General features: G+C 72.1%; 20 protein-coding genes. 8 read left to right on the forward strand and 12 right to left on the reverse strand.

Going from position 1 to position 22,442, the window contains the following annotated elements:
- Positions 1–161 precede the first annotated feature (161 nt).
- Together AB7F12_RS09780 and AB7F12_RS09785 are read right to left on the reverse strand one after the other, a co-directional pair.
- Positions 162–935, reverse strand: a complete 774-nt coding sequence (locus AB7F12_RS09780; RefSeq protein ID WP_428497213.1) for a FadR/GntR family transcriptional regulator — start codon at positions 933–935, stop codon at positions 162–164.
- A gap of 232 nt (positions 936–1,167) precedes the next feature.
- On the reverse strand, positions 1,168–1,926 hold the full coding sequence (locus tag AB7F12_RS09785) for a carboxymuconolactone decarboxylase family protein (protein WP_428497212.1): 759 nt from the start codon (positions 1,924–1,926) through the stop codon (positions 1,168–1,170).
- A gap of 91 nt (positions 1,927–2,017) precedes the next feature.
- On the opposite strand from AB7F12_RS09785, the gene AB7F12_RS09790 reads away from it, so the two are divergent.
- Complete coding sequence (locus AB7F12_RS09790) at positions 2,018–3,160, forward strand: acyl-CoA dehydrogenase family protein (protein ID WP_428497211.1); 1,143 nt, start codon at positions 2,018–2,020, stop codon at positions 3,158–3,160.
- Between the two features lie 56 nt (positions 3,161–3,216).
- Here AB7F12_RS09790 and AB7F12_RS09795 read toward each other — a convergent pair whose 3' ends face one another.
- From AB7F12_RS09795 to AB7F12_RS09820, 6 genes are all read right to left on the reverse strand, one after another.
- Positions 3,217–4,026, reverse strand: coding sequence for a crotonase/enoyl-CoA hydratase family protein (locus tag AB7F12_RS09795; protein ID WP_428497210.1), 810 nt, complete (start codon positions 4,024–4,026; stop codon positions 3,217–3,219).
- Positions 4,023–4,787 (reverse strand): SDR family NAD(P)-dependent oxidoreductase, encoded by a 765-nt coding sequence (locus AB7F12_RS09800; protein ID WP_428497209.1) that lies wholly within the window; start codon positions 4,785–4,787, stop codon positions 4,023–4,025. Before AB7F12_RS09800 ends, AB7F12_RS09795 begins: the two co-directional genes overlap by 4 nt.
- A 42-nt stretch (positions 4,788–4,829) precedes the next feature.
- Positions 4,830–6,008, reverse strand: a complete 1,179-nt coding sequence (locus tag AB7F12_RS09805) for a thiolase family protein (protein WP_428497208.1) — start codon at positions 6,006–6,008, stop codon at positions 4,830–4,832.
- A 231-nt stretch (positions 6,009–6,239) separates the two neighbouring features.
- Positions 6,240–6,956 carry an ABC transporter ATP-binding protein gene (locus tag AB7F12_RS09810; protein WP_428497207.1) on the reverse strand — a complete coding sequence of 239 codons (717 nt, stop codon included), beginning with the start codon at positions 6,954–6,956 and terminating at the stop codon, positions 6,240–6,242.
- A complete protein-coding gene (locus tag AB7F12_RS09815) occupies positions 6,946–8,829 on the reverse strand; it encodes an ABC transporter permease subunit (RefSeq protein ID WP_428497206.1) in 1,884 nt (627 codons plus the stop codon). Before AB7F12_RS09815 ends, AB7F12_RS09810 begins: the two co-directional genes overlap by 11 nt.
- On the reverse strand, positions 8,826–9,701 hold the full coding sequence (locus tag AB7F12_RS09820) for a branched-chain amino acid ABC transporter permease (protein WP_428516750.1): 876 nt from the start codon (positions 9,699–9,701) through the stop codon (positions 8,826–8,828). Before AB7F12_RS09820 ends, AB7F12_RS09815 begins: the two co-directional genes overlap by 4 nt.
- A gap of 235 nt (positions 9,702–9,936) precedes the next feature.
- Between AB7F12_RS09820 and AB7F12_RS09825 the strand changes: the two genes are divergently transcribed.
- The 3 genes from AB7F12_RS09825 to AB7F12_RS09835 are packed head-to-tail and all read left to right on the forward strand — an operon-like array spanning position 9,937 to position 13,542.
- Complete coding sequence (locus tag AB7F12_RS09825) at positions 9,937–11,130, forward strand: ABC transporter substrate-binding protein (RefSeq protein ID WP_428497204.1); 1,194 nt, start codon at positions 9,937–9,939, stop codon at positions 11,128–11,130.
- A complete protein-coding gene (locus tag AB7F12_RS09830; RefSeq protein WP_428497203.1) occupies positions 11,127–12,722 on the forward strand; it encodes an FAD-dependent oxidoreductase in 1,596 nt (531 codons plus the stop codon). Before AB7F12_RS09825 ends, AB7F12_RS09830 begins: the two co-directional genes overlap by 4 nt.
- A 13-nt stretch (positions 12,723–12,735) precedes the next feature.
- Positions 12,736–13,542 (forward strand): SDR family NAD(P)-dependent oxidoreductase, encoded by an 807-nt coding sequence (locus AB7F12_RS09835; RefSeq protein WP_428497202.1) that lies wholly within the window; start codon positions 12,736–12,738, stop codon positions 13,540–13,542.
- A 411-nt stretch (positions 13,543–13,953) separates the two neighbouring features.
- Here AB7F12_RS09835 and AB7F12_RS09840 read toward each other — a convergent pair whose 3' ends face one another.
- Positions 13,954–15,585: an AMP-binding protein gene (locus AB7F12_RS09840; RefSeq protein WP_428497201.1), complete on the reverse strand. Its 1,632-nt coding sequence runs from the start codon at positions 15,583–15,585 to the stop codon at positions 13,954–13,956.
- Complete coding sequence (locus AB7F12_RS09845) at positions 15,585–16,337, reverse strand: enoyl-CoA hydratase/isomerase family protein (protein ID WP_428516748.1); 753 nt, start codon at positions 16,335–16,337, stop codon at positions 15,585–15,587. The genes AB7F12_RS09840 and AB7F12_RS09845 overlap by 1 nt, the downstream gene beginning before the upstream one ends.
- A gap of 67 nt (positions 16,338–16,404) precedes the next feature.
- Between AB7F12_RS09845 and AB7F12_RS09850 the strand changes: the two genes are divergently transcribed.
- Positions 16,405–16,944, forward strand: a complete 540-nt coding sequence (locus tag AB7F12_RS09850; protein WP_428497199.1) for a nuclear transport factor 2 family protein — start codon at positions 16,405–16,407, stop codon at positions 16,942–16,944.
- On the opposite strand, the gene AB7F12_RS09855 is transcribed toward AB7F12_RS09850, so the two are convergent.
- A complete protein-coding gene (locus AB7F12_RS09855; protein WP_428497198.1) occupies positions 16,929–17,573 on the reverse strand; it encodes an EthD domain-containing protein in 645 nt (214 codons plus the stop codon). The genes AB7F12_RS09850 and AB7F12_RS09855 overlap by 16 nt on opposite strands.
- Positions 17,570–18,412, reverse strand: a complete 843-nt coding sequence (locus tag AB7F12_RS09860; protein ID WP_428497197.1) for a hypothetical protein — start codon at positions 18,410–18,412, stop codon at positions 17,570–17,572. The genes AB7F12_RS09855 and AB7F12_RS09860 overlap by 4 nt, the downstream gene beginning before the upstream one ends.
- Before the next feature lie 199 nt (positions 18,413–18,611).
- Between AB7F12_RS09860 and AB7F12_RS09865 the strand changes: the two genes are divergently transcribed.
- The 3 genes from AB7F12_RS09865 (at position 18,612) to AB7F12_RS09875 (ending at position 22,433) form a co-directional block, all read left to right on the forward strand.
- Positions 18,612–19,487, forward strand: a complete 876-nt coding sequence (locus AB7F12_RS09865) for an FAD binding domain-containing protein (RefSeq protein ID WP_428497196.1) — start codon at positions 18,612–18,614, stop codon at positions 19,485–19,487.
- A 73-nt stretch (positions 19,488–19,560) separates the two neighbouring features.
- Entirely contained in the window at positions 19,561–20,073 is a 513-nt protein-coding gene (locus tag AB7F12_RS09870) for a (2Fe-2S)-binding protein (protein ID WP_428497195.1), read from the forward strand.
- Positions 20,073–22,433: a xanthine dehydrogenase family protein molybdopterin-binding subunit gene (locus tag AB7F12_RS09875; protein WP_428497194.1), complete on the forward strand. Its 2,361-nt coding sequence runs from the start codon at positions 20,073–20,075 to the stop codon at positions 22,431–22,433. The genes AB7F12_RS09870 and AB7F12_RS09875 overlap by 1 nt, the downstream gene beginning before the upstream one ends.
- Positions 22,434–22,442: the final 9 nt, after the last annotated feature.

The raw sequence follows: 22,442 nt of genomic DNA on the forward strand, positions 1-22,442 counted from the left end.
GTGTGCGTCGAGTGGCGCCGATCCCGGTCAGCGCCGAAATCTCTGTATATCATTAACAGCACTACCGGACCAGGTGCGAATCCGCCACACCCCGGACACACAACGGCGCCGCATCCCAATATGCGGGAGGCGGCGCCGTGGATCCAGCGTCCGGCCTGGACTCAGGTGCCGTACATCTCCCAGCTCAGGACCTCGTCCATCTGCCGCTGGTAGTGCCGCTCGAAGTAGACGAGCGTGTCGTCCATGTGCGTGCGCATCGCGGCCTCGGCCTTGTCGCCCTCACCGGACTCGATGCCGATGCACACCGCGTCGTGGGCCTGCCAGACGAGCTTGCGGAACCGGCGCGGGTACTCGACACCCAGGACCGAGCCGTCGGTGATCCAGTGCAGCGAGTTGATGCAGTAGCCGAACAGCGGGTTGTCCGAACCCCACGCCACGAGATCGTGGAAGCGGCGGTTCTCGGCGAGGAACGCGTCGCGGTCGTCGAGGCTCTCGCCCATGCGGTCGACCGAGTGGCGGAGGTCGGCAAGCAGGCCCGCGTCACCGCGCTCGGCACACAGCCGCGCCGTGATCGGCTCGAGCAGCTGACGGGTCTCGATCACCGCCCGGAACGGGGTGTCGGCGAACTGCATCAGCAGCGCCAGCGTGCTGGCCAGGTGCCGCGAGTCGGGCGAGGTGATGACCGGGCCGCCGCCGGGACCGGGGCGGATCGTCAGCACACCCTGCAGCTCCAGTACCCGCAGCGCCTCACGCAAGGTGTTGCGGCCGACGTTGTAGGTCTCGAGCATGTCGCGCTCGGGCGGCAGGTGGCTGCCCGGCTGCAGGTTGCGGTCCTTGATCTCCTTCACGATCCGCTGCGCGATGACGGTGGCGCGCTTGGGCGGCATTCCCGTCGGCGCCGAGCGCGGCGGAACGTCCCTGCGGACGACGGACATGTCGGCTCCCTGCTCTACGGCCCGGACTGCTGTCGGCCCGGGTCGGAGGCGACCCAGATCCTGGCGATGATACTCAGCAATGCGCCGTCCACGACGGTACGGGGCCGACCGGTGGCGCAGAACCTACCCGCGCCCGGCCGGGGCGGATCGCTCGGGCGCGGGCGCCCCGCCGGTGCCCCCGGGCGGCCGCACCGGCCCGCGACCACGTCGACGGCGTCGGCTGAAGACCGGCTCAGGAGCCGGCGACGTCGCGGGAGTCGATGACACCCTGTGCCGCGGGCAGCCAGGACGCGACCCCGGCGAAGGGCATCGCGACGAGGGTGGCCTCGACGAGCTGTTCCTCGGTGGCGCCGGCGCGGCGGGCGCCACGGGAGTGGATGGCGACGAACCGCGGCTGGTACTCCGCAGCGTTGACCGCGCAGAGCAGCAGCTCCATGTCCATCGCGGGCAGCGGCGTCTCCCCCAGCGACGACTCGCGCATGAGGAAGTAGCCCTCCAGGCCCGCGCCGACACGGTCGCCGAGGAGCTCGACGTAGTCGGGCACGACACCGAAGTAGCGCTCGAAGTAGGCGTAGGCCCCGGGGACGTCGGCGGTGAAGGAGTCGGTGGCGTCGGCGGCGGCGGGCGCGTGCTCGGCCGGGCCGTACGCGGCGTCGGTCGCGGCGACGAAGAGCCCGTGCGGGACGATGCCGCGCGAGATCAGCAGACCGACGGACGCACCCTCGGCGTGCTCGCGTGGGACCCCGGCCTTGGCGGCGACGGCGAGGAAGTGGTCGACGAGCGCCTCGTCGCGCTTGACCGCGCAGATCGCGGCGGCGAACAGTGCCTTGAGGCCGACGGTCAGCGTCCCGTCGGTGGTGATGACGTCGGCGACGCGGGCGAGGCCCTCGACGAACTTGGGCGTCGAGACCTCCAGGCGGGAGAGCCAGGGCGCCTCGCCGACCAGCTCCGACGTGCGCCGCCCGCCCGAGGTCGAGACAGTGCCTGCCATGGTGACCACTCCTCATCGAGTACACCGGTTCGAGGGGCGGGGGACGTGACCGTCCTGTCGCTCAGCCCGCTAATAAAGTAACATAGTATGCATGGACTCCCCGGAGAAGTGGTTCGGTCTCGGGCCCGCTGAGGCGGCCCTGCGCGAGGAGGCCGAGGCTGTCGCGGCGTCCGTCGCCGACATCGCCGCCGAGGCCGACGCGATGAGCGAGATCCATCCCGGGATCCGGGAGGCGTTGCGCGCCAGCGGACTGTCCGGGCTGATGGTCCCCGCCGCCTACGGTGGCCGCTCCGAGAGCGTCGACCCGCTGGCCGTCTGCCTGGTCCGCGAGGTGTTCATGCGCGCCTCCTCGCACCTCGACTCCATGTTCGCTCTGCAGGGCATCGGCAGCTACGCGATCACCGTCGGCGGCACCGACGAGCAGCGCGCCCGGTGGCTGCCGAAGGTCGCGTCGCTGGAGACCCTCGCGGCGCTCGCGCTCACCGAGGAGCAGGCCGGTTCCGACCTCAAGAACGTCTCCACGACGCTGACGGAGAAGGACGGCTCGCTGGTCGTCCGCGGGGCGAAGTCGTTCATCTCCAACGCCGGCGCGGCCGACTTCTTCGTGACGCTCGTGTCCGAGGAGGCCGGGCTCTCCCTCGTGCTCGTCCCCGCCGACACCCCCGGCCTGACCACGACACCCAGCCCCGAGCTGATCGCCCCGCACGTGCTCGGCGAGGTCGAGTTCGACGACGTCGTGCTCCCGCCCGAAGCGCGCCTCGGCGTGCCCGGCAAGGCGATGTCGCTGGTCCTGGGCACGCTCGCCGTCTTCCGGGTGTCCGTCGCCGGCGCCGCGTGCGGGCTCGCCGCGGGCGCCCTCGCCGAGGCCGCCCGCCACGCCCGCACCCGCGAGCAGTTCGGCCGCCCGCTGCTCAGGCACGGGCCAGTCGCGCAGCTGCTGGCCGACTCCTGGAACGACGTCGAGATGGCCCGGCTGCTCACCTACCAGGCGGCGACCGCCGCCCGCGGCGACGCCGCCGGCGCGCTGAACCGCTCGTCGATGGCCAAGGTGGCGGCCACCGAGGCCGCGAGCCGGGTCGTCGACCGGTGTGTGCAGGTGATGGGCCGCTGGGGCCTCGTCGCGAACAGCCCGATCGAGCGCTACTACCGACAGGCCCGCCCGATGCGGATCTACGAGGGCGCCTCGGAGGTGCTCAAGCTGGGCATCGCCCGGGCCCTGTGCGACGAGGTCTGACCGTCCCGCCGGTGAGTGGCGACAGGCGCCGCGGCGCCTGTTGCCACTCACCGGGATCACCGGCCCGACCAGCGCGGCGCCCGCTTCTCGACGAACGCGCGCGCCCCTTCCTTGGCGTCCTCCGACGTGCGGACGTGGGCGAGCAGCGGCTCCTGGCGGGTGAACAGCTCGTCGTCGGGCCACAGCGCCGACGCCGCCATCACCGCCTTCGACGCCTGCACCGCCAGCGGCGCGTTCCCGGCGATCTCACCGGCCAGCTCCGTCGCCGCGGCGAGCGCGCCACCGTCGGCGACGACCCGGCTGACCAGGCCCAGCTCCACACAGCGGGCCGCGGTGAGCGGGCGGCCCGTCAGCACCGCCTCGGTGGCGACGTTGCGCGGCACCAGCCGCGGCAGCCGCAGCACGCCGCCGCCCGCGGCGACCAGGCCGCGTTTGACCTCCGGCAACCCGAACGACGCGCTCTCCCCCGCGACGACGAGATCGCAGGCCAGCGCGATCTCGAACCCGCCGCCCAGCGCCGGGCCCTCGACCGCGGCGATGATCGGCTTGCGCGGCGGCACACCGACGATGCCGAACCCGCCGCGGCGCTCGTCGACCGGACGCTCGCCCGTCGCCGCGTACGCCGCCAGGTCCATGCCGGCGGAGAAGAAGCCCGACGACCCCGTCAGCACGCCGACCCGCAGCTCGGGGTCCGCGTCGAGCTCGTCGATCGCCGCGCTGATCAGCCGTGCCGTCGCCAGGTCGACGGCGTTGCGCCGCCGCGGCCGGTCGATCGTCAGGACCAGGACGGGCCCGTCGCGGTCGACGACGAGGCCCGCGCCGGCGTCGACCTGCGCGGCGGCGGTGCCGCTCGAGGACGAGGTCATCTCGGGGCCATCCGGATGCCGCCGTCGAGGCGGATCGTCTCGCCGTTGATCATCGGGTTCTCCAGGACGTGGGCGGCGAGCGCCCCGAACTCGTCGGGGGCGCCCAGCCTGCTCGGATGCGGGACCATCTTGCCCAGCGAGTCGCGCACCTCCTGGGGCAGCCGCCCCAGCAGCGGGGTGTCGAAGATGCCGGGCGCGATCGTCGCCACCCGGATCTGTTTGGTGGCGAGGTCGCGCGCGGCCACGATCGTCATGCCCACGACACCGGCCTTCGACGACGCGTACGGGATCTGCCCGATCTGGCCCTCCCACGCCGCCACGGACGCCGTCAGCACGATCGCGCCGCGCTCCCCGTCGACCGGGTCGAGCTGCGCCATCCGCGCCGCGGCCAGCCGCAGCACGTTGAACGAGCCGATCAGGTTGAGCTCGACGATCGCGGCGTAGTCCTCGAGCGAGCCCGGGCTGCCGTCGCGCTGCAGGATGCGCATCGCGTGCCCGCGCCCTGCGCAGTGCACGACCGCGCGTAGCGGGCCGAGCTCGGCGGCGGCGTCGAGCGCGGGGGTGACGCCCTCCTCGGTCCGGACGTCACCGACGACGAACCGGGCGCGGTCCCCCAGTTCGGCGGCGGCCTCGGCGCCGGGCGAGGACTCCAGGTCGAGCAGCACGACCCCGGCCCCGGCCTTGACGAGCCGGCGCGCCGTCGCGAGCCCGAGCCCGGACGCGCCGCCGGTCACGACGGCGGAGATGCCTGCGATGTCCACGTGATTCCTTCCGGATGTCTTCTGGCCTGGCCGACTGAACCGTCAGACCGTCTCGAGCAGCATGGCGTTTGCCATGCCGCCCGCCTCGCACATCGTCTGCAGCCCGAGCCCGCCGCCACGCGCCTCCAGGGCACCGAGCAGCGTGGTCGCCAGCCTGGCGCCCGAGGCACCGAGCGGATGACCGAGCGCGATCGCGCCACCGCGGACGTTGAGCCGGTCGGGGTCGGCGTCGAACGCTGCCTGCCAGGCCAGCGGCACCGACGCGAACGCCTCGTTGACCTCGTAGAGGTCGACGTCACCGACCCGCACACCGGCCCGGTCGAGCAGCCGCCGGGTCGCGGGGATCGGCGCGGTGAGCATCTCGACCGGGTCGTCGGCGCACACAGAGAACCCGCGGAACCTCGCCCGCGGGGTGAGGCCGAGCTCGCGGGCGGTGCGCTCGCTCGCCAGCACCAGGGCGGACGCGCCGTCGGTGATCTGCGAGGAGTTGCCCGCGGTGACCGACCAGCTGATCTCGGGGAAGCGGGCCGCCATCGCCTCGTCGGTGAAGGCCGGCTTCAGGGCGGCGAGCTTCTCCGTGGTCGTGCCGCGGCGGATCGACTCGTCGGCGGAGACGACCGTGTCCCCCACGGTGATCGGCACGATCTCGCCGTCGAACCCGCCGGAGTCGGCGGCCTCGGCGGCACGGGTGTGGGAGCGGGCGGCGTAGTCGTCGAGCTGTGCGCGCGAGAGCTTCCAGCGGGCCGCGACCAGCTCGGCCGACACCCCCTGCGACACCAGGCCGGGCGCGTACCGCTCGGTCACCGACGGCCCGGCGGAGTCGGCTCCGAGCCGCGCCGCGCCCATCGGGACGCGGCTCATCGACTCGACGCCCGCGACGACCACGAGGTCGTAGGCGCCTGCCATGATCCCCTGCGCGGCGAAGTGCACGGCCTGCTGGCTCGACCCGCACTTGCGCTCCACCGTCACCGCCGGCACGTGTTCGGGCAGGCCCGCCGCGAGCCAGGCCATCCGGCCGACGTTGCCCGACTGCTCACCGGCCTGGCTCACGCAGCCCGTGACGACGTCGTCGACACGGCCGGGGTCGATCCCGGTGCGCGCCACCAGCCCCGCGATCGTCTGCGCGAGCAGGTCCACGGCGTGCAGCCCGGACAGGGCGCCGCCGGCCTTGCCCCTGCCCATCGGCGACCGCACGGCGTCGATCAGGAACGGCTCATCCATCTTTCCCCCCTTTCACACCCGCTGCCTGCACAGCAGCGGGACGACCTCGTGTCCGGACCGGTCGAGGTCGCTGGTGTGGTCCTGCGAGGACCTCGGCGAGGCCGCCACGCAGGACGATCGTGTACAGCAGGCGCGGCCGCGGGGCTGCGCCGGGCTGCGGCGGTGCTCGTTCGCGGGAGGGCCGGAGCGGGCGTCATCGCGGCCGGACCACCCTCCCGGTGTCGGCGCGCATCAGTCGACGGCCCCGGCGTAGGCCTGCATGAGGCGCTCGTGCGAGGTGAACTCCGCCGCCGGGCCCGACGCCTTCACCTCGCCGTTGCTCAGGACGTAGACGTAGCTGCAGTGCTCCAGGGCGACCGACGGGTTCTGCTCGACGATCAGCGCGGGGGTGTCGGCGAACAGCACGTCGAACCGGCCGTACAGCTCCTTGATCAGGATGGGCGCGAGGCCCAGCGACATCTCGTCGATCAGCACGATCCGCGGCCGCTGCACCACGGCCCGGCCGATCGCGAGCATCTGCTGCTCGCCACCGGAGAGGAACCCCGCGCGGATGCCGCTGCGTTCGCCCAGCCGCGGGAACGCGTCGAGGACCTTGGCGATGTCGTCGTCGACGTCGCGGCCCCCGCGGGTGTAGGCGGCGGCGCGCAGGTTCTCCACGACGGTGAAGTCGGGGAACACCCGCCGTCCCTGCGGCACGTGGGCGACACCGCGGGCGACGACCTGGTCGGGACGCAGCCCGGTCAGTGGTTCGTCGCCGAGCAGGATCTCCCCCGCCCGGACGTCGACCAGCCCGGACACGGCGCGCAGCATCGTCGTCTTGCCGGCGCCGTTGGGGCCGAGGATCGCGACCTTCTGGCCGGGCCGGACCTCGACGTCGATGCCGTGCAGGACCGTGGACCGGCCGTAGCCGCCGGTGACGCCACGGAGAGCGAGCCCTTCAGCCGCCAAGGTAGGCCTCCACGAAGTCGTCCTGGCGCCGCACCACGTCGGGGACGTCGTCGGCGATGACCCGGCCGAAGTTCAGGGCCACGACCCGGTCGGTGACCCGCATGACCAGCTCGATGTTGTGCTCGACGAGCACGACGGTCGCGCCCACGTGGCGGCTGTGCACCAGTACCCGGCCGACGAGGTCGTCACCCTCGTCGGGGGTGAGTCCGGCCGCGGGCTCGTCGAGGAGCAGCAGCCGTGGCCGGGCCACGACGGCCCGCGCCACGTCGACCCGCTTCTGTACGCCGTAGGCGAGGTTCTCGACGTTCTCGTCGAGCAGGTCGGCGAGCCCCAGCATCTCGGCGGTCTCGACGGCGTTCGCCCGCATCCGGCGTTCCCCGCGGACGAACGGCGGCAGCCGCAGCACCTGGCTCACCGACCCGTAGCCCGCGACGGCGTGCTGGCCGATCATCAGGTGGTCCATGACCGTCAGGCCCTCGTGCAGGCTGAGGTTCTGGAAGGTCCGGCCCACCCCGAGGGCGCGCCGCTGCGCGGGCTTGCGCGGGCGCAGCACGGCGTCGCCGACGGCGATCTCCCCGCCCGCGAGGCCGACGAAGCCGGAGATCGCGTTGAGCAACGTGGTCTTCCCCGCGCCGTTGGGTCCGACGAGCCCGACCACCGAGCCGGGAACGATCTCGGCGGACACCCCGTCGACGGCGGTGACGCCGCCGAAGGCGACGCGGACGTCGCGGATGCTGAGCCCGACGCCGCCCTCCCCCGCGGTGGGGGGCGGCGCCGGTTCGCTACCGCGGGCGGTGTTCTGGGCCAGCTCGGCCTCGACGATCGTCGCCGTGGGTGCGAGCTCGATCTCCCCGGGCGCGGTGCGCCTGCGGCCCGGGCCGAACCGCCGCCACAGCGCGACGACGCCGCCCGCGAAACCACCGGGGAAGAAGATCATGATGACGACGAACACGGCGCCGTAGATGACGTAGCGGAACTCGCCGGTGGTGCGCAGCATCTCCGGCAGGCCCTCGACGAAGATCGCGCCGAGCGCGGCGCCCCACAGGTAGCGCTGGCCGCCGATGATCGCGATGACCAGCGTGACGATCGAGAGCTCCAGCGAGAAGTCCTGCGGCGAGACGTAGTTGACGGTGTGGGCGTAGAGCACGCCCGCGCAGCCGACCATCGCGCCCGAGACCCCGAAGGCGCCGACCTTCTGCCAGCCCAGCGACATCCCCAGGCTCGACGCCGCGAGCGGGCTCGTCCGGACCGCGTTCCAGGCCCGGCCCTGCCTGCCGCGCAGGAGGTTGCGGGCGAACAGCATCGCCACGCCCATGACGACGAGCGCGATGTAGAGCAGCCCGAGGGGGGTGTACGTGGTGCCGAACAGGGTCGGGGGCGGCACCTGGGTCCCGCCGCCGCCACCGGTGAGGCTCGTCCACTCGAAGAAGACCTGCTGGGCGACGATGCACAGCGCGAGCGTCGCGATCGCGAGGTAGAGGCTGCCGATGCGCAGTGACGGCAGGCCGATGAGGACACCGATGAGGGCACCGATGACGACGCCGGCGACGAGCTCGCCCTCCATCCCGAACGTCGTGATGCGGGAGACGGCGATCGTCGCGTAGACCCCGGCGCCGAGCAGCGCCGCGTGCCCCACCGAGGGCTGGCCCGCGGCGCCGAACAGGACGGTGTGGCTGGCGCCGATGATCGTGAAGATGACGACGACGGTGACGACGTAGGCCTGGTAGCCGGTGAGGATGCCGGAGATCCCGAAGACGACGACGATCGCCAGCACGGCGAGCAGGACGTCGCGCCCGGGGATGCGCGACAGCCGGCCCGCGAGCGTCGGCGCCGTGTCCGTGCCGGCGGGCGCGCCGGGCGTGGGCGCGCTCATGCCCGCGATGCCGAGAGTCGGCCGAACAGGCCGGCGGGCCGGATCAGCAGGACCACCAGGATGATCAGGACGGGCAGCGCGATGGTCACCGCGCGCGGGGCGTAGGCGATCGAGAGCGCCTCGAGGACGCCGAGGATGAACCCACCCGCGACGGCGCCGGGCAGGCTGGACAGGCCCCCGAGGACGGCCGCGGTGAAGGCGGAGATGAAGGTGCCCTGCAGGAAGCCGACCGAGAGCACCGACACCGACGCGACCATGATCGCCGCGATGAGCCCGAGCAGGCTGGAGATGATCCACGTCCAGCGCGAGACGGTGCGGGCGGGGACCCCCATGAGCGTCGCGGCCTGCGGGTCCTGGGCGTAGGCGCGCATCCCGACGCCGAGGTTGGTGTAGCGCAGCACGACGCCGAGCACGATCGCGCCCGCGACGGCGACCCCGAGGATGACCAGCCGGGTCAGGTCGATGTTGATGCCCGCGACGCCGACCCCGCCCGAGGGCAGGGGGGCGTTGATGTTCTGCACACCCGAGCCGAAGAAGATCTGCGTCGCGTTGTTGAGGACGATGTCGAGCCCCATCGTGGCGAGCACGAGCCGGAACAGGTCGCCCGAGCCCAGCGGCCGGACGATGCCGCGTTCGACCGCCCAGCCCAGCAGGACCGCGCCGACGACGGAGACCGCGAGCCCGGCGGTCCACCCGAAGTTGAGGATCGTCCCCACCTGGAAGAACAGGAATGCGCAGAACGCGCCCATCGAGGCGGTCGCGAAGTTGACCGCGTCCATCGTCTTGAAGATCAGGGCGATGGACAGCGCGAGCAGGGCGTACACGCCGCCGGTCATGAGGCCGTTGACGATCGCCTGCAGGAGGGCGCTCACGAGGAGAGTCCGACCCGGTCGGGCGGAACGCGCGCGGTCATCGTCGACCTCCCGTTCCGGCGGCTCCCACGGCGGGCGCCGGCCGATTCAAATGATAAAGATATACATGGATTGGGGCAGAGGGAACCCCGTCCGGGCATCTTGCGCACGAGGGTCGGCGGTCCTAATGTCGCCACACTATTAACATAGATTCTCCGCCGAGGCGGCAGTGCTGCCGCCGGGGAAGGACGACCCCATGCGTCGAGTAGTGGGCGTAGCCGTAGCAGCGATCGCCGCCACCGTTCTCGCAGGTTGTGGCGGCGCGACAGTGTCGTCGTCGGAGTCCGGGGGCGGAGGTGGAGCAGCGTCCCCCGGCATCACGGCCGACACGATCACGCTCGGCATGGTCAGCCCGATGACCGGACCCTTCGCAGCCCTCGGCACCGACGGGCAGGCCGGCGCCGACGCGCTCATCCAGACCGTCAACGCCGCCGGCGGCATCCACGGCCGCAAGCTCGCGCTCGCCGTGCAGGACGACCAGTACGACCCCAAGCAGGCCGTCGCGGGCGCCCGGTACTTCGCCACCCAGCAGCCCGTCCTCGGGGTCTGGGGCAACAACGGCACCGCGACCACCCTCGCCGGGATGCCGACCCTGCAGCAGGCCGGCGTACCCCTGCTGTTCCCGATGGCGCTGAGCACGCAGCTGGCGACCTACGACCGCTCGTTCGCCTCCATGCTGCCGCTGTCGGCACAGTTCCAGCTGCTCTCGGACTGGGTCGCCACGCAGCCGGACCTGGCCGCCGGCAAGTGGGGCATCCTCTACCAGAACGACGGCACGTCCTCCGAGGTCGCCGACGGCTTCAAGAAGGGCAAGACCGTCCTCACCGAGAACGTCAGCTTCGAGCGCACCACCACCAGCTACGCCACCCAGCTGCAGAAGCTGCAGGCCGCCGGCGTGAGCGACCTGGTGTTCATCGGCAACGTCAACCAGATCTCGGTGGCGCTCAAGGAAGCCGACCAGACCGGCTACAAGCCCCAGTGGTACAGCTCGCTGGGCAACACCAGCCCCGACCTCGCCAAGCTCACCGGCCCGCTCGCCGAGGGCGTCGTCACCGTCAACCCGTACGCGCCGCCGCAGTCCGACGTCCCCGGCACCGCCGAGTTCCGCGCCGCGATGGACAAGTACGAGCCCGGCAAGTCGCAGAGCATGTACGCGCTCAACAGCTGGGTCGGCGGCAAGATCATCGTCGACGCGCTGCAGCGGGCCGGCAAGGACGTCACCCGTGACTCGTTCCTCGCCGCGCTGCAGGAGACCAAGGACCTCCAGATCGGCGGGATCATGCCGCCCATCTCGATCAGCGCCACCGATCGCACCGCCAGCACCTGCATCCAGCTGGCCAAGGTCACCCAGGGCGTGTTCAAGTCCAGCGGCGACCCGGTCTGCCAGTGACCGCTGCACGCACGGCGGTCGTCGTCGGGGCCGGCCTGGCCGGCCTCGCGACGGCCGTCGCCGCCGCGGACCGCGGCGTCGCCGTGACCGTGCTGGAGAAGGGCGACCTCGCCGGTGGCGCGGCGTCCTTCTCCGGCGGTCAGGTCTGGGTCGCCGCGAACCACCTCGAAGCGGCACAGGGGATTCCCGACGACCTCGACGCCGCCGAACAGTACGTCCGCGCCGTCGGCGCCTCGCACCCCGAGCTCATCGACGACGCCGCGCTGGCCCGCTGGCTCACCGAGGCACCGCGCGCCGCGCGGTACTTCGAGGATGCGGGCGCCGTGACCTGGGAGATCATCCCCGACTACCCCGACTACCACCAGGACGCGCCCGGCTCCCGGGCCACCGGCCGCTACCTCACCGCCGCCTACGACGCGCGGCGCCTCGGCGCCTGGCGCGACCGGCTGCGGGTGTCACCGCACTTCCCCGTCGGCACCGGATACGCCGAGATCCTGGGCGCCGGGCTGCGGGCATCGGCGTTCGGCGCCCCACCGGAGGCCGACCCGCTGCGCCGCGAGGACCGCTACACCTTCGGGACCGGCGTCGTCGCCGGGTTCCTCGTCGCCGCCCTCGAACGCGGTGTGGAGATCCTGCTCGAGCACACCGCGACCGAGCTGTGCGTCGACGACGGCCGCGTCACCGGCGTGGTCGCCGAGACCCCCGACGGCGCCCGGCGCATCCTCGACGGGCCCGTCGTCCTGGCCACCAGCGGCTACGACTGGGACGACGAACTCGCCCACGACTTCCTCGGCCTCACCCCCGCCGACCGCGGCAGCGTCGCACCCCGCACCCTCACCGGCGACGGCATCCGGCTGGCCCGCCAGGCCGGGGGCGCCGTCGTCGAGTTCCCCGCCGCCCGGGTACCCGTGCAGGTCGGCTACCCCGTCGACGGCTACCCCGGCTTCCAGGTCGCCCGCGAGCACTCGCTGCCGCACACGTTCGTCGTCGACCGCACGGGCAGGCGGTTCTGCGACGACGCCGTCTACTGGGAGATCGCCGAGTCGGTCCTGGAGCCCGGCAGCGAGCACCTGCCCTGCTTCATGATCTGGGACTCCCGCCACCACCGCCGCTACGGCCTGGGCCCCACCCCGCCCGGCGGCGTCTACCCGCCGGAGGTCGTGTCGTCCGCGTCCTCACTGCGGGATCTCGGCACCGCGCTGGGCATCGACGGCGTGGCGCTGGAGGCCACCGCCGCCCGGTTCAGCGCCGACGTCGCGAGTGGCTCCGACCCCGAGTTCGGCCGCGGCACCAACACCACGTGGCAACGATTCCAGGGCGACCCCTCGAACCCGGGACACCCCAACCTCGGGCCCGTCGACGAGCCGCCGTTCTTCGGCATGCGGCTCACGATGGTCAGTACCGGGATCGGGCTCACCGGTATCGCCGTCGACCCCGACGGCCAGGTCCTCACCTCGACCGGAGGGCCCGTCGAGGGCCTGCACGCGGCGGGCGCCGCGGCGGCGTTCACGTCGTCGGGCACCGCCTACAACAGCGGCTTCTCACTGAGCCGCGCGATCACGCTGGGGTTGCTGGTGGCAGAACGACTCTGACAAGGAGGACACAGTGAAGCTGCAGGGCAAGGTCGCGTTCATCACCGGTGCCGGGCACGGTCAGGGTGCCTCGCACGCCGAGTACCTCGCCCGCGAAGGCGCGAAGATCGTCGCCGTCGACATTTGCGAGGACATCAAGCCCATCTACCCCCTCGCCACCCGCGAGGAGCTCGACGCCACCGTCGCCGCCGTCGAGGCGATCGGCTCCGAGGCCATCGCCATCCAGGCCGACGTCCGTTCCTCCGCCCAGATGCGCGACGCCGTCGCCACCGCCGTCGACCGCTTCGGCACCATCGACATCCTCTGCAACAACGCCGGCGTCTGCATCGTCGAGGCCGTCGACGAGATCTCCGACGAGAGCCTCGACGCCGTCATCGACGTCTGCCTCAAGGGCATCTTCAACACCATGCGGTTCATCGCGCCGATCATGAAGGCGCAGGGCTCGGGCAAGGTCATCAACACGTCGTCCGCGGGTGGGCTGAAGGCCCTGCCGATGGTGTCGCACTACGCGGCGGCCAAGGGCGGCGTCGTCCTCGCCACCAAGAGCTGGGCCAACGAGCTGTCGGAGTGGGGCATCAACGTCAACGGCATCGCCCCCGGCACCATCTACACCGGCATGATCACCGGCATCGCCGGGCAGCTGGGCGTCGACTCCGACGCCGCCTTCGTCGACTTCAACGCCAACAACATGTTCAAGGGCGAACGCGGCCACGTGACCGTCGACGACATCTCCTCGATGGTCGTCTACCTGGCCTCCGACGAGGCAAGGATGATCACGGGCCAGGTCTTCCCCGTCGACGCGGGCTGGGTCGCCTCGTAACGAAGCAGCAACTCCCGGCGCGCAACCTCACTGCTGCCTCGGGGGCTCGGCACAGCAATGAGGTTGCGCACCGAAGATCGGCCGCAACCTCACTGCTGTTTTCGCGCCACGATCCGACCGTGAGGTTGCGCGCGGGTGCCCCCGGCGCCGAGATGCACCTGAGCGCGGTCGGCCCGCGCCCGGACAGCACTGGTGTGCATCTCGGCCGGCGCCGGCTCATGGCCCGACCGGCCGCCGATCCCGACCGGCCCGCCCGCCGAGCCCGGCCGCCGAGATGCACATGAGGGCTGTCCGCCCCGGCTTCAGCGACGCTGAGGTGCATCTCGGCGTTCCAGGCGCGATGGGCTCGGCGGAGCGCCCCGACCCGGACGGCACGCTCCGCGCTCGTGAGGGCCGCAGGCCTGGGGTCGCTCACAGGGTCTCGCGGTCCGCTGCGCCGGACATGCCTGCCTCCCGGAGCTCCAGTTTGCGGACCTTGCCCGAGGGGGTCATCGGCAGCGACTCGGCGATCCGGACGTAGCGCGGGATCGCGAAGGCGGGCAGGCGGGGCTCGCACCACTGCCAGACCTCGGCGGCGGTCAGCGTCGTGCCCTCCTCGGGGACGACGACGAGCAGGAGCTCGTCCTCGCCCGCCTCCGAGTCGGCCGGGACCCCGACGACCGCGCAGTCGGCCACCCCGGGATGGGCCAGGATCGGCTGTTCGACCTCGAAGGAGCTGATGTTCTCCCCGCGCCGGCGCAGGGCGTCCTTGAGCCGGTCGACGAAGTAGTACCAGCCGTCGGCGTCGCGGCGCAGGCCGTCGCCGGTGTGGAACCACAGGTTGCGCTGGGCCTCGACGGTGCGCTCGGGCATGCCGTAGTAGCCGGCCGTCATCGTGAACGGCAGGTGGGCCCGCACGACCAGCTCCCCGACCTCACCGTCGGGCACCTCCTCGTCGGTCTCCGGGTCGACGAGCCGGACGTCGAAGTAGTCCTCGACGAGCAGGCCCGCCGCCCCCGCGGGCCGCTGCGCGCCGTAGGGGGTGAGGATCGGCATGGAGATCTCGGTGAGGCCGAAGTTCTCGACGAACGCCTCGATCCCGAAGCGCTCCTTGAAGTCCGGGGCGATCGAGGTGGCGAGCGGGACGGCGTAGAGGCAGCGCAGGGGGTTGTCGGCGTCGTCGTCGCGGCGGGGCTGCTTGTGGACCCAGTCCATCATCACGCCGATGAAGTTGGTGACGGTCACGCGTGACTCGCGCAGCTGGTCGACCCAGCGCGACGCGCTGAAGCGCTGCTGCAGCACGAACCGGGCGCCGACGATCATCGCCGGGTAGCAGGCGAGGAACTGGGCGTTGCCGTGGAAGAGAGGGCCGACGGCCATGTGGGCGTCGGCGTCGGTGAGCCGGCACAGCGACACGCACTCGTCGGCGAAGAAGTGGAAGTGGGCGTGGGGCATCATCACGCCCTTGGACAGGCCGGTGGTGCCGCTGGTGAACAGGATCGCGGCGAGGTCGGCGGCGGCGACCTCGGGCAGCGCCGCGGGCCGGTCGGCGCCGGTGAGTGCGGAGAAGGGTTCGGCGGCCCACCCCGCCGCGCGCAGCGCGGCGATCGCCTCGCCGGAGGCGGAGCCGGTGACGTAGAAGGTCCTGATCGCGCGGGCGGCGTCGAGGCTCAGGAAGTGCTCGACGAACTCGGGGTCGACGACCGCCGCGACGGGCGAGACGGTGCGCACCTGGTGTTCGAGGAACGTGCCGCGGTAGGCGGTGTTGATCGGGACCTCGACGAGCCCCGCGACCGACGCGCCCATCCACGCGAGCAGGTAGTCGAGGCTGTTGGCGCCCATGATCAGCACCCGGTCGCCCTGGACGCAGCCGCCGGTGAGCAGCCCGCCGCCGACGCGTTCGGCCGCGTCGAGGGTCTCGGCGTAGGTGAGGCGCGCGTCCTGGAAGGGGACGTCGAGGAACACGGAGTCGGCGTGGGTCCGCGCGCGGTGGCGCAGGACCGCGGGCAACGTCCAGGTGGTGCGGTCGGGGAAGGTGAGCGTCAGGTCGCGGTAGGTCTGCATCACAGGTCCCGGAAGCGGGGCGCGCGCTTGTCCATGAACGCCGACGCGCCCTCGCGCATGTCCGGCGATCCGATGGCCTGCACCAGCATGCCGAGGCCGGAGGCGTAGTTGTCGCGGCAGGCGTTCCACCACACGTTGGAGCTGATCTTCGCGATCTCCAGGTAGCGCGGCGAGAGCGCGAGCAGCTCGTCGGCCCAGCGGGTCACCTCGGCCTCGAGCTCGTCGTCGTCGACGACGGCGTTGAGCCAGCCCAGCTCCATGGCCTGCTCGGCGGTGTAGCGCCGGCACATCATGGAGATCTCCTTGGCGCGCTTCTCCCCCACCGAGATCGCGAGCAGGTTGGTTCCGCCGAGGACGGGGGCGCTGCCGACGCGGGGGCCGGTCTGCCCGAGCTTGGCGCTGCGGGCGGCGATGGCGAGGTCGCAGGCGACGACGAGCTCGTTGCCGCCACCTGCGGCGGCGCCGTTGACGGCGGCGATGACGGGCCGGGGCGAGTTCCGGATGACGTCGAAGAGCTCCAGCGAGGCGTAGAACATGCCGCGCAGCTCCTCGGGGTCCGGGTCGGTGAGGTTGGCGAGGTAGCCGCCGGCGCAGAAGGCGCGGCCGCTGCCGGTCAGGACGATCACCCCTGCCGTCGACGCGTCGCGGACGGCGTCGGTGAGCTCGCGCCCCATCGCGGCGTCGTAGGCGTTCATCCGGTCCGGCCTGTTCAGCCGGATCCAGGCCACGTCGCCGCGTCGTTCGACCGTCACATCTCCGGAACCGTCGTTCATATGCTGACTACTATCACCCTGGATTCGGGATCACAACGGAGGAACCATGGTCGACGAGGACCTGCAGGCACGCATCCGACGACTCGAGGACCGGGCGGAGCTCGGCGAGCTCGTCGCCGTCTACGGCCGGGTGCTCGACGACCGCGACGTCGACGGGGTGGCCGCGCTGTTCACCGAGGACTGCGTCTTCGACTCCACCGACGGCCCGATGACCGGCCGCGAGGCGGTGATGAGGTACTACCGCGGCCAGCTCGACCGCTACGGGATGACCTACCACTACCCGCACAGCCACACGATCGAGTTCACCGGCCCCGACGACGCGACCGGCGTCGTCTCCGCACACGCGGAGCTGGCGATCCTGCCGACGCCGTTCGTCGTCGCGCTGCGCTACCTCGACGTCTACCGCCGCGAGGACGGGCGCTGGCGGTTCGTGTCGCGCCGGGCGCTGCAGCTCTACGCCGCGCCCCTCGCCGACCTGCCCGACGTCCTGGCGGGGACGCTGCGCAGGCGCTGGCCCGGGACCGAGCCCGCCGCCGCCGACATCCCCGAGTCGCTGCCGACGTGGCAGGCCTACACGCGCAGCTGAGGCAGCGCGACGACGTGGACGGCCGCGACGACCCGCTCGGTGGCCGCCACCAGCCCTGACAGTGCGCGGCGGTCGACCTGCGCCTCCCCGGACCCGACGTGCGCGAGCGCGGCGTCGGTGTCCGGGAACCACAGCGCCTCGACGGCGTCGACGATCCCCGGCAGCTCCGGGAGCCGGACGAACGCCTCGACCGCGGTCGCGGCGCCACCCCGGCCGGGGGTGGCGAGCGCCGTCGCCAGGTCGCCGGTGGCGACGCCGGGCGCGGCGCGCATCACCGTCAGCAGCCGGACACCGGCCGGGACCTCGGGGCTGCTGCCCGCGACCCGCGCGGTGAGCACCGCACCTCCGCCGCTGCGGTCGACGAACCGGCGCTCGTCGGCCTGTCCCGCTCCGAGGTAGTGCGGGTGCGAGAAGGCGGTGTCGAAGCCGGCGACGTCGTCGGCGTCCATCTCGGAGCAGGCGTCGAAACCCGGCCACGGCAGCGGCACGTCGACGGCGTGGTTCTGCCAGTACCGGCGCAGTCCGGGCAGGACGCCGATGACGGGGCCGTGGCGGTCGCGCCAGTGGTCCTGGAACTGTGCGACGGTGAACCCCGCCTTGCGGGGCGCGAACCCGAAGCGGGTGATCATCGCTGCAACAGCAGGTGGGCGGCGTCGCGGGCGGCCATCCCGACCTCGACCCCGCACGCGGCGGCGAGGGTGTTGCGCGCACTGATGACGCCGTCGCGGTAGCTCGACAGGCCGTCGCCCATCATCGCGGTGCGGGCGTCGACGGTCGCCCCGGCCAGCCCGTCGGCCTCGACGATCGCGAGCCCGGCGACGCCGGAGTCGTCGCGGCCGCGGCCGCCGTCGGAGCAGATGAACCCGTGGGGACGGAACTTCCGCAGGTACGGGACGCTGGAGCGGCCGGTGTGCCCGGCGGTGACCAGCACGTTGGTGTCACGGTCGGCCGGGGTGCCGAAGGCGATGGAGTCGGTGCAGACGACGGCGCGCCCGCCGGGACCCTGCTCCACGACGGTGCGGTTGGTGATCTCCGAGGGCGCCTGCGCGGCGGGGTCGGTGGTGAGCAGCAGGTGCGCGGCGTCGGCCACCGCCATGCCGACGGTGACGCCGCAGGCCGCGGCGACGGCGTTGACCCGGCTGACCCGGCCGTTGCGGTGGACGTCGACGCCGTCACCGAGCAGGACGCCACTGACGTCGGCGGTCGCGGCGGGGATGCCGAGCGCCTCGTAGAACCAGAGCCCGGCGATCCCGGCGCCCTCGGGGCCGATCCCGCAGTCGAGGCCGATCGCGCCGCGGGGCCGCCGGTCGGCGACGAAGCGGGCCGGCAGGACGCCGGAGTAGGACGCGGAGACGACGACGTCGCGACCGGTGTTGCGGTCGTCGACGTCGTAGGCCGAGTCGATCGCGATCACGCGTCCGCGTTCGTGCTCGGCGACGACGGTCTGCAGGTCCTGGGTGCTGGTCACGGGCGGTACTTCCCCTCGTCCCGGCGGTGATCCTATGGTTGTCGCGCACCTGCATGCGGCGAGAAATCCGCATTCTCGGAACTATCTCGAGGCTCTCGCCGCGAACCCGGAATACCGTCCCCGGGCTGTCCCGCCACAGCAATCTCTGATAACAATATCCCCAGCCACGGACGATCTCACAGAGAGGTGAGGGCGCCCAATGAAGCCCCCCGTCTTCGAGTACGTATCACCGGCGTCGCTGGACGACGCCATCGCTGCCATGTCCGCACCCGATGCGGGCGACGTGAAGGTCTTGGCCGGCGGACAGAGCTTCGTCCCGCTGCTGAGCCTGCGCCTCGCCCAGCCGAGCCTGGTCGTCGACATCAACGGCATCGACGAGCTGACCGGCATCACCGAGAACGCCGGCGTCCTGACGATCGGCTCGCTCGTGCGCCAGCGCGATGCCGAGCACTCCGACGTCGTGGCGAAGGCCTGCCCGCTGATGGCCGAGGCCATCCCGTTCATCGGGCACACCGCGATCCGCAACCGCGGCACGATCGGCGGCAGCATCGCCCACGCCGACCCCGCCGCCGAGCTCCCGACGGTCGCCGCGTGCCTCGACGCCGACATGGTGGCCCGCGGCCCCGCAGGTGAGCGGACCATCCCCGCGGCCGAGTTCTTCACCGGCTTCTTCACCACCGCGCTCGCCGAGGACGAGATCCTCACCGCGATCCGCGTGCGGTCCGCCGGCCCGGCCACCGGAGCCGCCTACGAGGAGGTCGCCCGCAGGCACGGCGACTTCGCGATGGTCGGCGTCGCCGCCCAGGTCCGGCTCGACGGCGACGTCGTCGCCGAGGCGCGGATCGCGCTGTCCGGGGTCGGAATCGCACCCGTCCGCGCCGGCAGCGCCGAGGCCGCACTGACCGGGCGCACCGTCGACGACTCGATCCTCGAGGAGGCCGCCCAGGCCGCCGTCGCCGACCTGTCCCCGTCGTCGGACCTGCACGGATCGGCCGCGTACCGCAAGCACGTCGCGGGCGTCCTGATCCGCAAGGCCGTCGCCACCGCCGCCGCCCGCGCCCGGGAGAACCAGTGAAAGAGCGTCAGCGAGTGAACAGTCGACACAGCGTCTGCGCGAAGCGCCGACCGACCGTCAGCGAGGGCGTGCGATGAGTTCCCGAGAGATCACCGTCACCGTCAACGGCCGCAAGCGGACCGTGAGCGTCGAGGTCCGGCGCACGCTGGCCGACTTCCTGCGCGAGGACCTGGGCCTGACCGCCACGCACCTCGGCTGTGAGCACGGGGTGTGCGGGGCGTGCACCGTCGTCGTCGACGGCCGGACCGAGCGCTCCTGCACCCAGCTCGCCGTGCAGGCCGACGGCCGCGAGATCACCACGGTCGAAGGCCTCGCGGCCGCCGACGGGACGCTGCACCCGGTGCAGCAGGCGTTGCGAGACAACCACTCCTTCCAGTGCGGGTTCTGCACCCCCGGTTTCGTCATGTCGATCTACGGCATGTGCGAGGAGAAGAAGGCGGGCCGGCCGGTGCCGTGCTCGCGCGAGGAGATCCGCGAGGAGCTCTCGGGCAACATCTGCCGGTGCACCGGCTACCAGTCGATCGTCGACGGTGCCGAGGCGGCGCTCGCCGGCGCCGGCTCGGAGACCACGGGAGGGCAGGCCTGATGGCCGGCGGCAGCGCGATCTCCGGGCTCGTCGGGGCATCGGTCCACCGCAAGGAGGACCGCACGATCCTGACCGGCACCGGTCGCTACATCGACGACGTGCAGGAACGCGGCATGCTCCACGCCCACTTCCTGCGCAGCAACGTCGCCCACGGGCGGATCACCTCGATCGACGTATCCGCGGCCCGCGAGGTCGAGGGCGTCGTGCGCGTCTTCACCGGCGCCGACATGAGCGCGATCACCGAGGACCTGAGCTTCGCTCAGCCGATCCCCGGCCTGAACAGCCCGTCGTACCCCGCGATCGCGCACGACGTGGTGCGTTTCGTCGGCGAGCCGGTGGCGCTGGTCGTCGCCGAGAGCCGCTACATCGCCGAGGACGCGGCCGGTCTGATCGAGATCGACATCGAGCCCCTCGACCCGGTCATGAGCACCACCGCGGGCCTGGCCGACGGCGCGCCGCAGCTGTTCGGCGACGTCGTCCCGGGCAACGTCGTGCACACCGACGAGCAGCTGTTCGGCGACATCGAGGCCGCGTTCTCCCAGGCCGACCACGTCGTCGAGCAGTCGCTGGACCAGCACCGCTGGGCCTGCAACCCGATGGAGACCCGCGGTGGCGTCGCCAGCTACGAGACGGGCAGCGGCCAGCTCACCTACGAGGCGTCCACGCAGACCACGCACACGCTGCGGTTCCTGCTCGCCGGCTGGATCCGCCAGCCCATCCACCAGTTCCGGGTCACCGCCAACAACATCGGCGGCGGATTCGGGCTGAAGTTCTCCGCCTACCGCGAGGACGTGGCCGTCTGCGCCGCGGCCAAGGCCATCGGCGGCACCGTGAAGTGGGTGGAGGACCGCAACGAGCACCTCGTCGCGGCCGGGGCGGCCCGCGAGGAGCAGCTGACCCTGCAGGCCGCGGTCAAGGCCGACGGCACCCTGCTGGGCCTGCGCGTCACGATGAAGCTCGACGCCGGTGCCTACCCGATCAACCCGCCGGCCACGGTGTACGCGGGCCTCGTCCGCACCACCCTGCCCGGCCCGTACAAGCTGCCCGCCTACCACTTCCAGCACCACATCGTCGCCACCAACAAGGCGTCCTACATCTCGCTGCGCGGGCCGTGGGCCGTGGAGACGCTGGTGCGCGAGCGGCTGATGGACAAGATCGCCGAGACGTGCGGCATCTCCCCCGTCGAGGTCCGCACCCGCAACCTCATCACCCTCGACGACCAGCCCACGAAGATGATCACCAACGTGACGCTGGAGAACGTCACCGCGGCGGAGACCTTCCACCGGCTCGTCGAGATCGTCGACCTCGACGAGGTCCGCCGTGAGCAGGAGGCCGCCCGCGCCGAGGGCAGGCTGCTCGGGTTCGGGGTCGGGACGTTCATCGAGCCGGCGCCGGGTACGCAGGAGTTCTGGGCGGCCGTCGGCTTCCCGTTCGGCTCCGAGCCCTGCCGCATCCGCATCGAGATCGACGGCAAGGTCACCGCGTTCACCCCGCAGACCCCGCACGGGCAGAGCCACGAGACGACGCTGTCGCAGCTGATCGCCGACGAGCTCGGCGTCGGCTTCGACGACATCCGCATCGTCTACGGCGACACCGACGCCACCCCGTTCTCCATGCTGGGCACCGGCGGCAGCCGGGCCGCCACCATGGCCAGCGGCGCGGTCGTCTACGGCTCACGGGAGCTGCGCAGGCGCGTCCTGGAGATCGCCTCGCACATGCTGGAGGCGAGCGTCGACGACCTCGACATCGTCGACGGCATCGTCTCGGTCAAGGGTGTTTCGGGCGCCTCGGTGCCGATGGCCCAGATCGCGATGGGCTGCTGGCTCGCCGCCGACCAGATGCCCCCCGGCACCAACACCGAGATGGAGTTCGTCGCCAACTACGACGGCGAGGGCGGCGGGTTCTCCCAGGCCAGCCACGCCTGCTGGGTCGAGATCGACCAGGACACCGGGAAGGTCCAGGTCAAGCGGTTCCTCGTCGTCGAGGACTGCGGCAAGATGATCAACCCTGCCGTCGTGGAGGGCCAGGTCATCGGTGGGATCGCGATGGGCGTCGGCGGCATGCTGCTGGAGCACTCGGCCTACTCCGACGACGGCCAGTACCTGTCGGCGACGTTCATGGACTACCTGATGCCGAGCGCTCCGGAACTGCCGGAGATCGAGATCGAGCACATGGAGTTCGAGTCGGACAAGGTCGTCGGGTCGCGCGGTGTCGGCGAGGGCGGCACGGTGCTCGCCCCGGCCGCGCTGCTCAACGCGATCGACGACGCGCTCGCGCAGGTCGGACGGCCGCGGATCACCGAGACCCCGATCACCCCGACCCGGATGCTCGAGCTGCTTGGTGTGATCGAGAAGGAGTGACACTCGCGC

Origin of the sequence: Pseudonocardia sp. (genome assembly GCF_050250275.1) — a bacterium.
Taxonomy (GTDB): domain Bacteria; phylum Actinomycetota; class Actinomycetes; order Mycobacteriales; family Pseudonocardiaceae; genus Pseudonocardia.

Bases quoted from the DNA above. Each gene is read 5' to 3' on its own strand.
- AB7F12_RS09780 (WP_428497213.1), bottom strand. From the start codon at position 935: ATGTCCGTCGTCCGCAGGGACGTTCCGCCGCGCTCGGCGCCGACGGGA.
- AB7F12_RS09785 (WP_428497212.1), bottom strand. From the start codon at position 1,926: ATGGCAGGCACTGTCTCGACCTCGGGCGGGCGGCGCACGTCGGAGCTG.
- AB7F12_RS09790 (WP_428497211.1), top strand. From the start codon at position 2,018: ATGGACTCCCCGGAGAAGTGGTTCGGTCTCGGGCCCGCTGAGGCGGCC.
- AB7F12_RS09795 (WP_428497210.1), bottom strand. From the start codon at position 4,026: ATGACCTCGTCCTCGAGCGGCACCGCCGCCGCGCAGGTCGACGCCGGC.
- AB7F12_RS09805 (WP_428497208.1), bottom strand. From the start codon at position 6,008: ATGGATGAGCCGTTCCTGATCGACGCCGTGCGGTCGCCGATGGGCAGG.
- AB7F12_RS09815 (WP_428497206.1), bottom strand. From the start codon at position 8,829: ATGAGCGCGCCCACGCCCGGCGCGCCCGCCGGCACGGACACGGCGCCG.
- AB7F12_RS09825 (WP_428497204.1), top strand. From the start codon at position 9,937: ATGCGTCGAGTAGTGGGCGTAGCCGTAGCAGCGATCGCCGCCACCGTT.
- AB7F12_RS09840 (WP_428497201.1), bottom strand. From the start codon at position 15,585: ATGCAGACCTACCGCGACCTGACGCTCACCTTCCCCGACCGCACCACC.
- AB7F12_RS09850 (WP_428497199.1), top strand. From the start codon at position 16,405: ATGGTCGACGAGGACCTGCAGGCACGCATCCGACGACTCGAGGACCGG.
- AB7F12_RS09855 (WP_428497198.1), bottom strand. From the start codon at position 17,573: ATGATCACCCGCTTCGGGTTCGCGCCCCGCAAGGCGGGGTTCACCGTC.
- AB7F12_RS09865 (WP_428497196.1), top strand. From the start codon at position 18,612: ATGAAGCCCCCCGTCTTCGAGTACGTATCACCGGCGTCGCTGGACGAC.
- AB7F12_RS09870 (WP_428497195.1), top strand. From the start codon at position 19,561: ATGAGTTCCCGAGAGATCACCGTCACCGTCAACGGCCGCAAGCGGACC.
- AB7F12_RS09875 (WP_428497194.1), top strand. From the start codon at position 20,073: ATGGCCGGCGGCAGCGCGATCTCCGGGCTCGTCGGGGCATCGGTCCAC.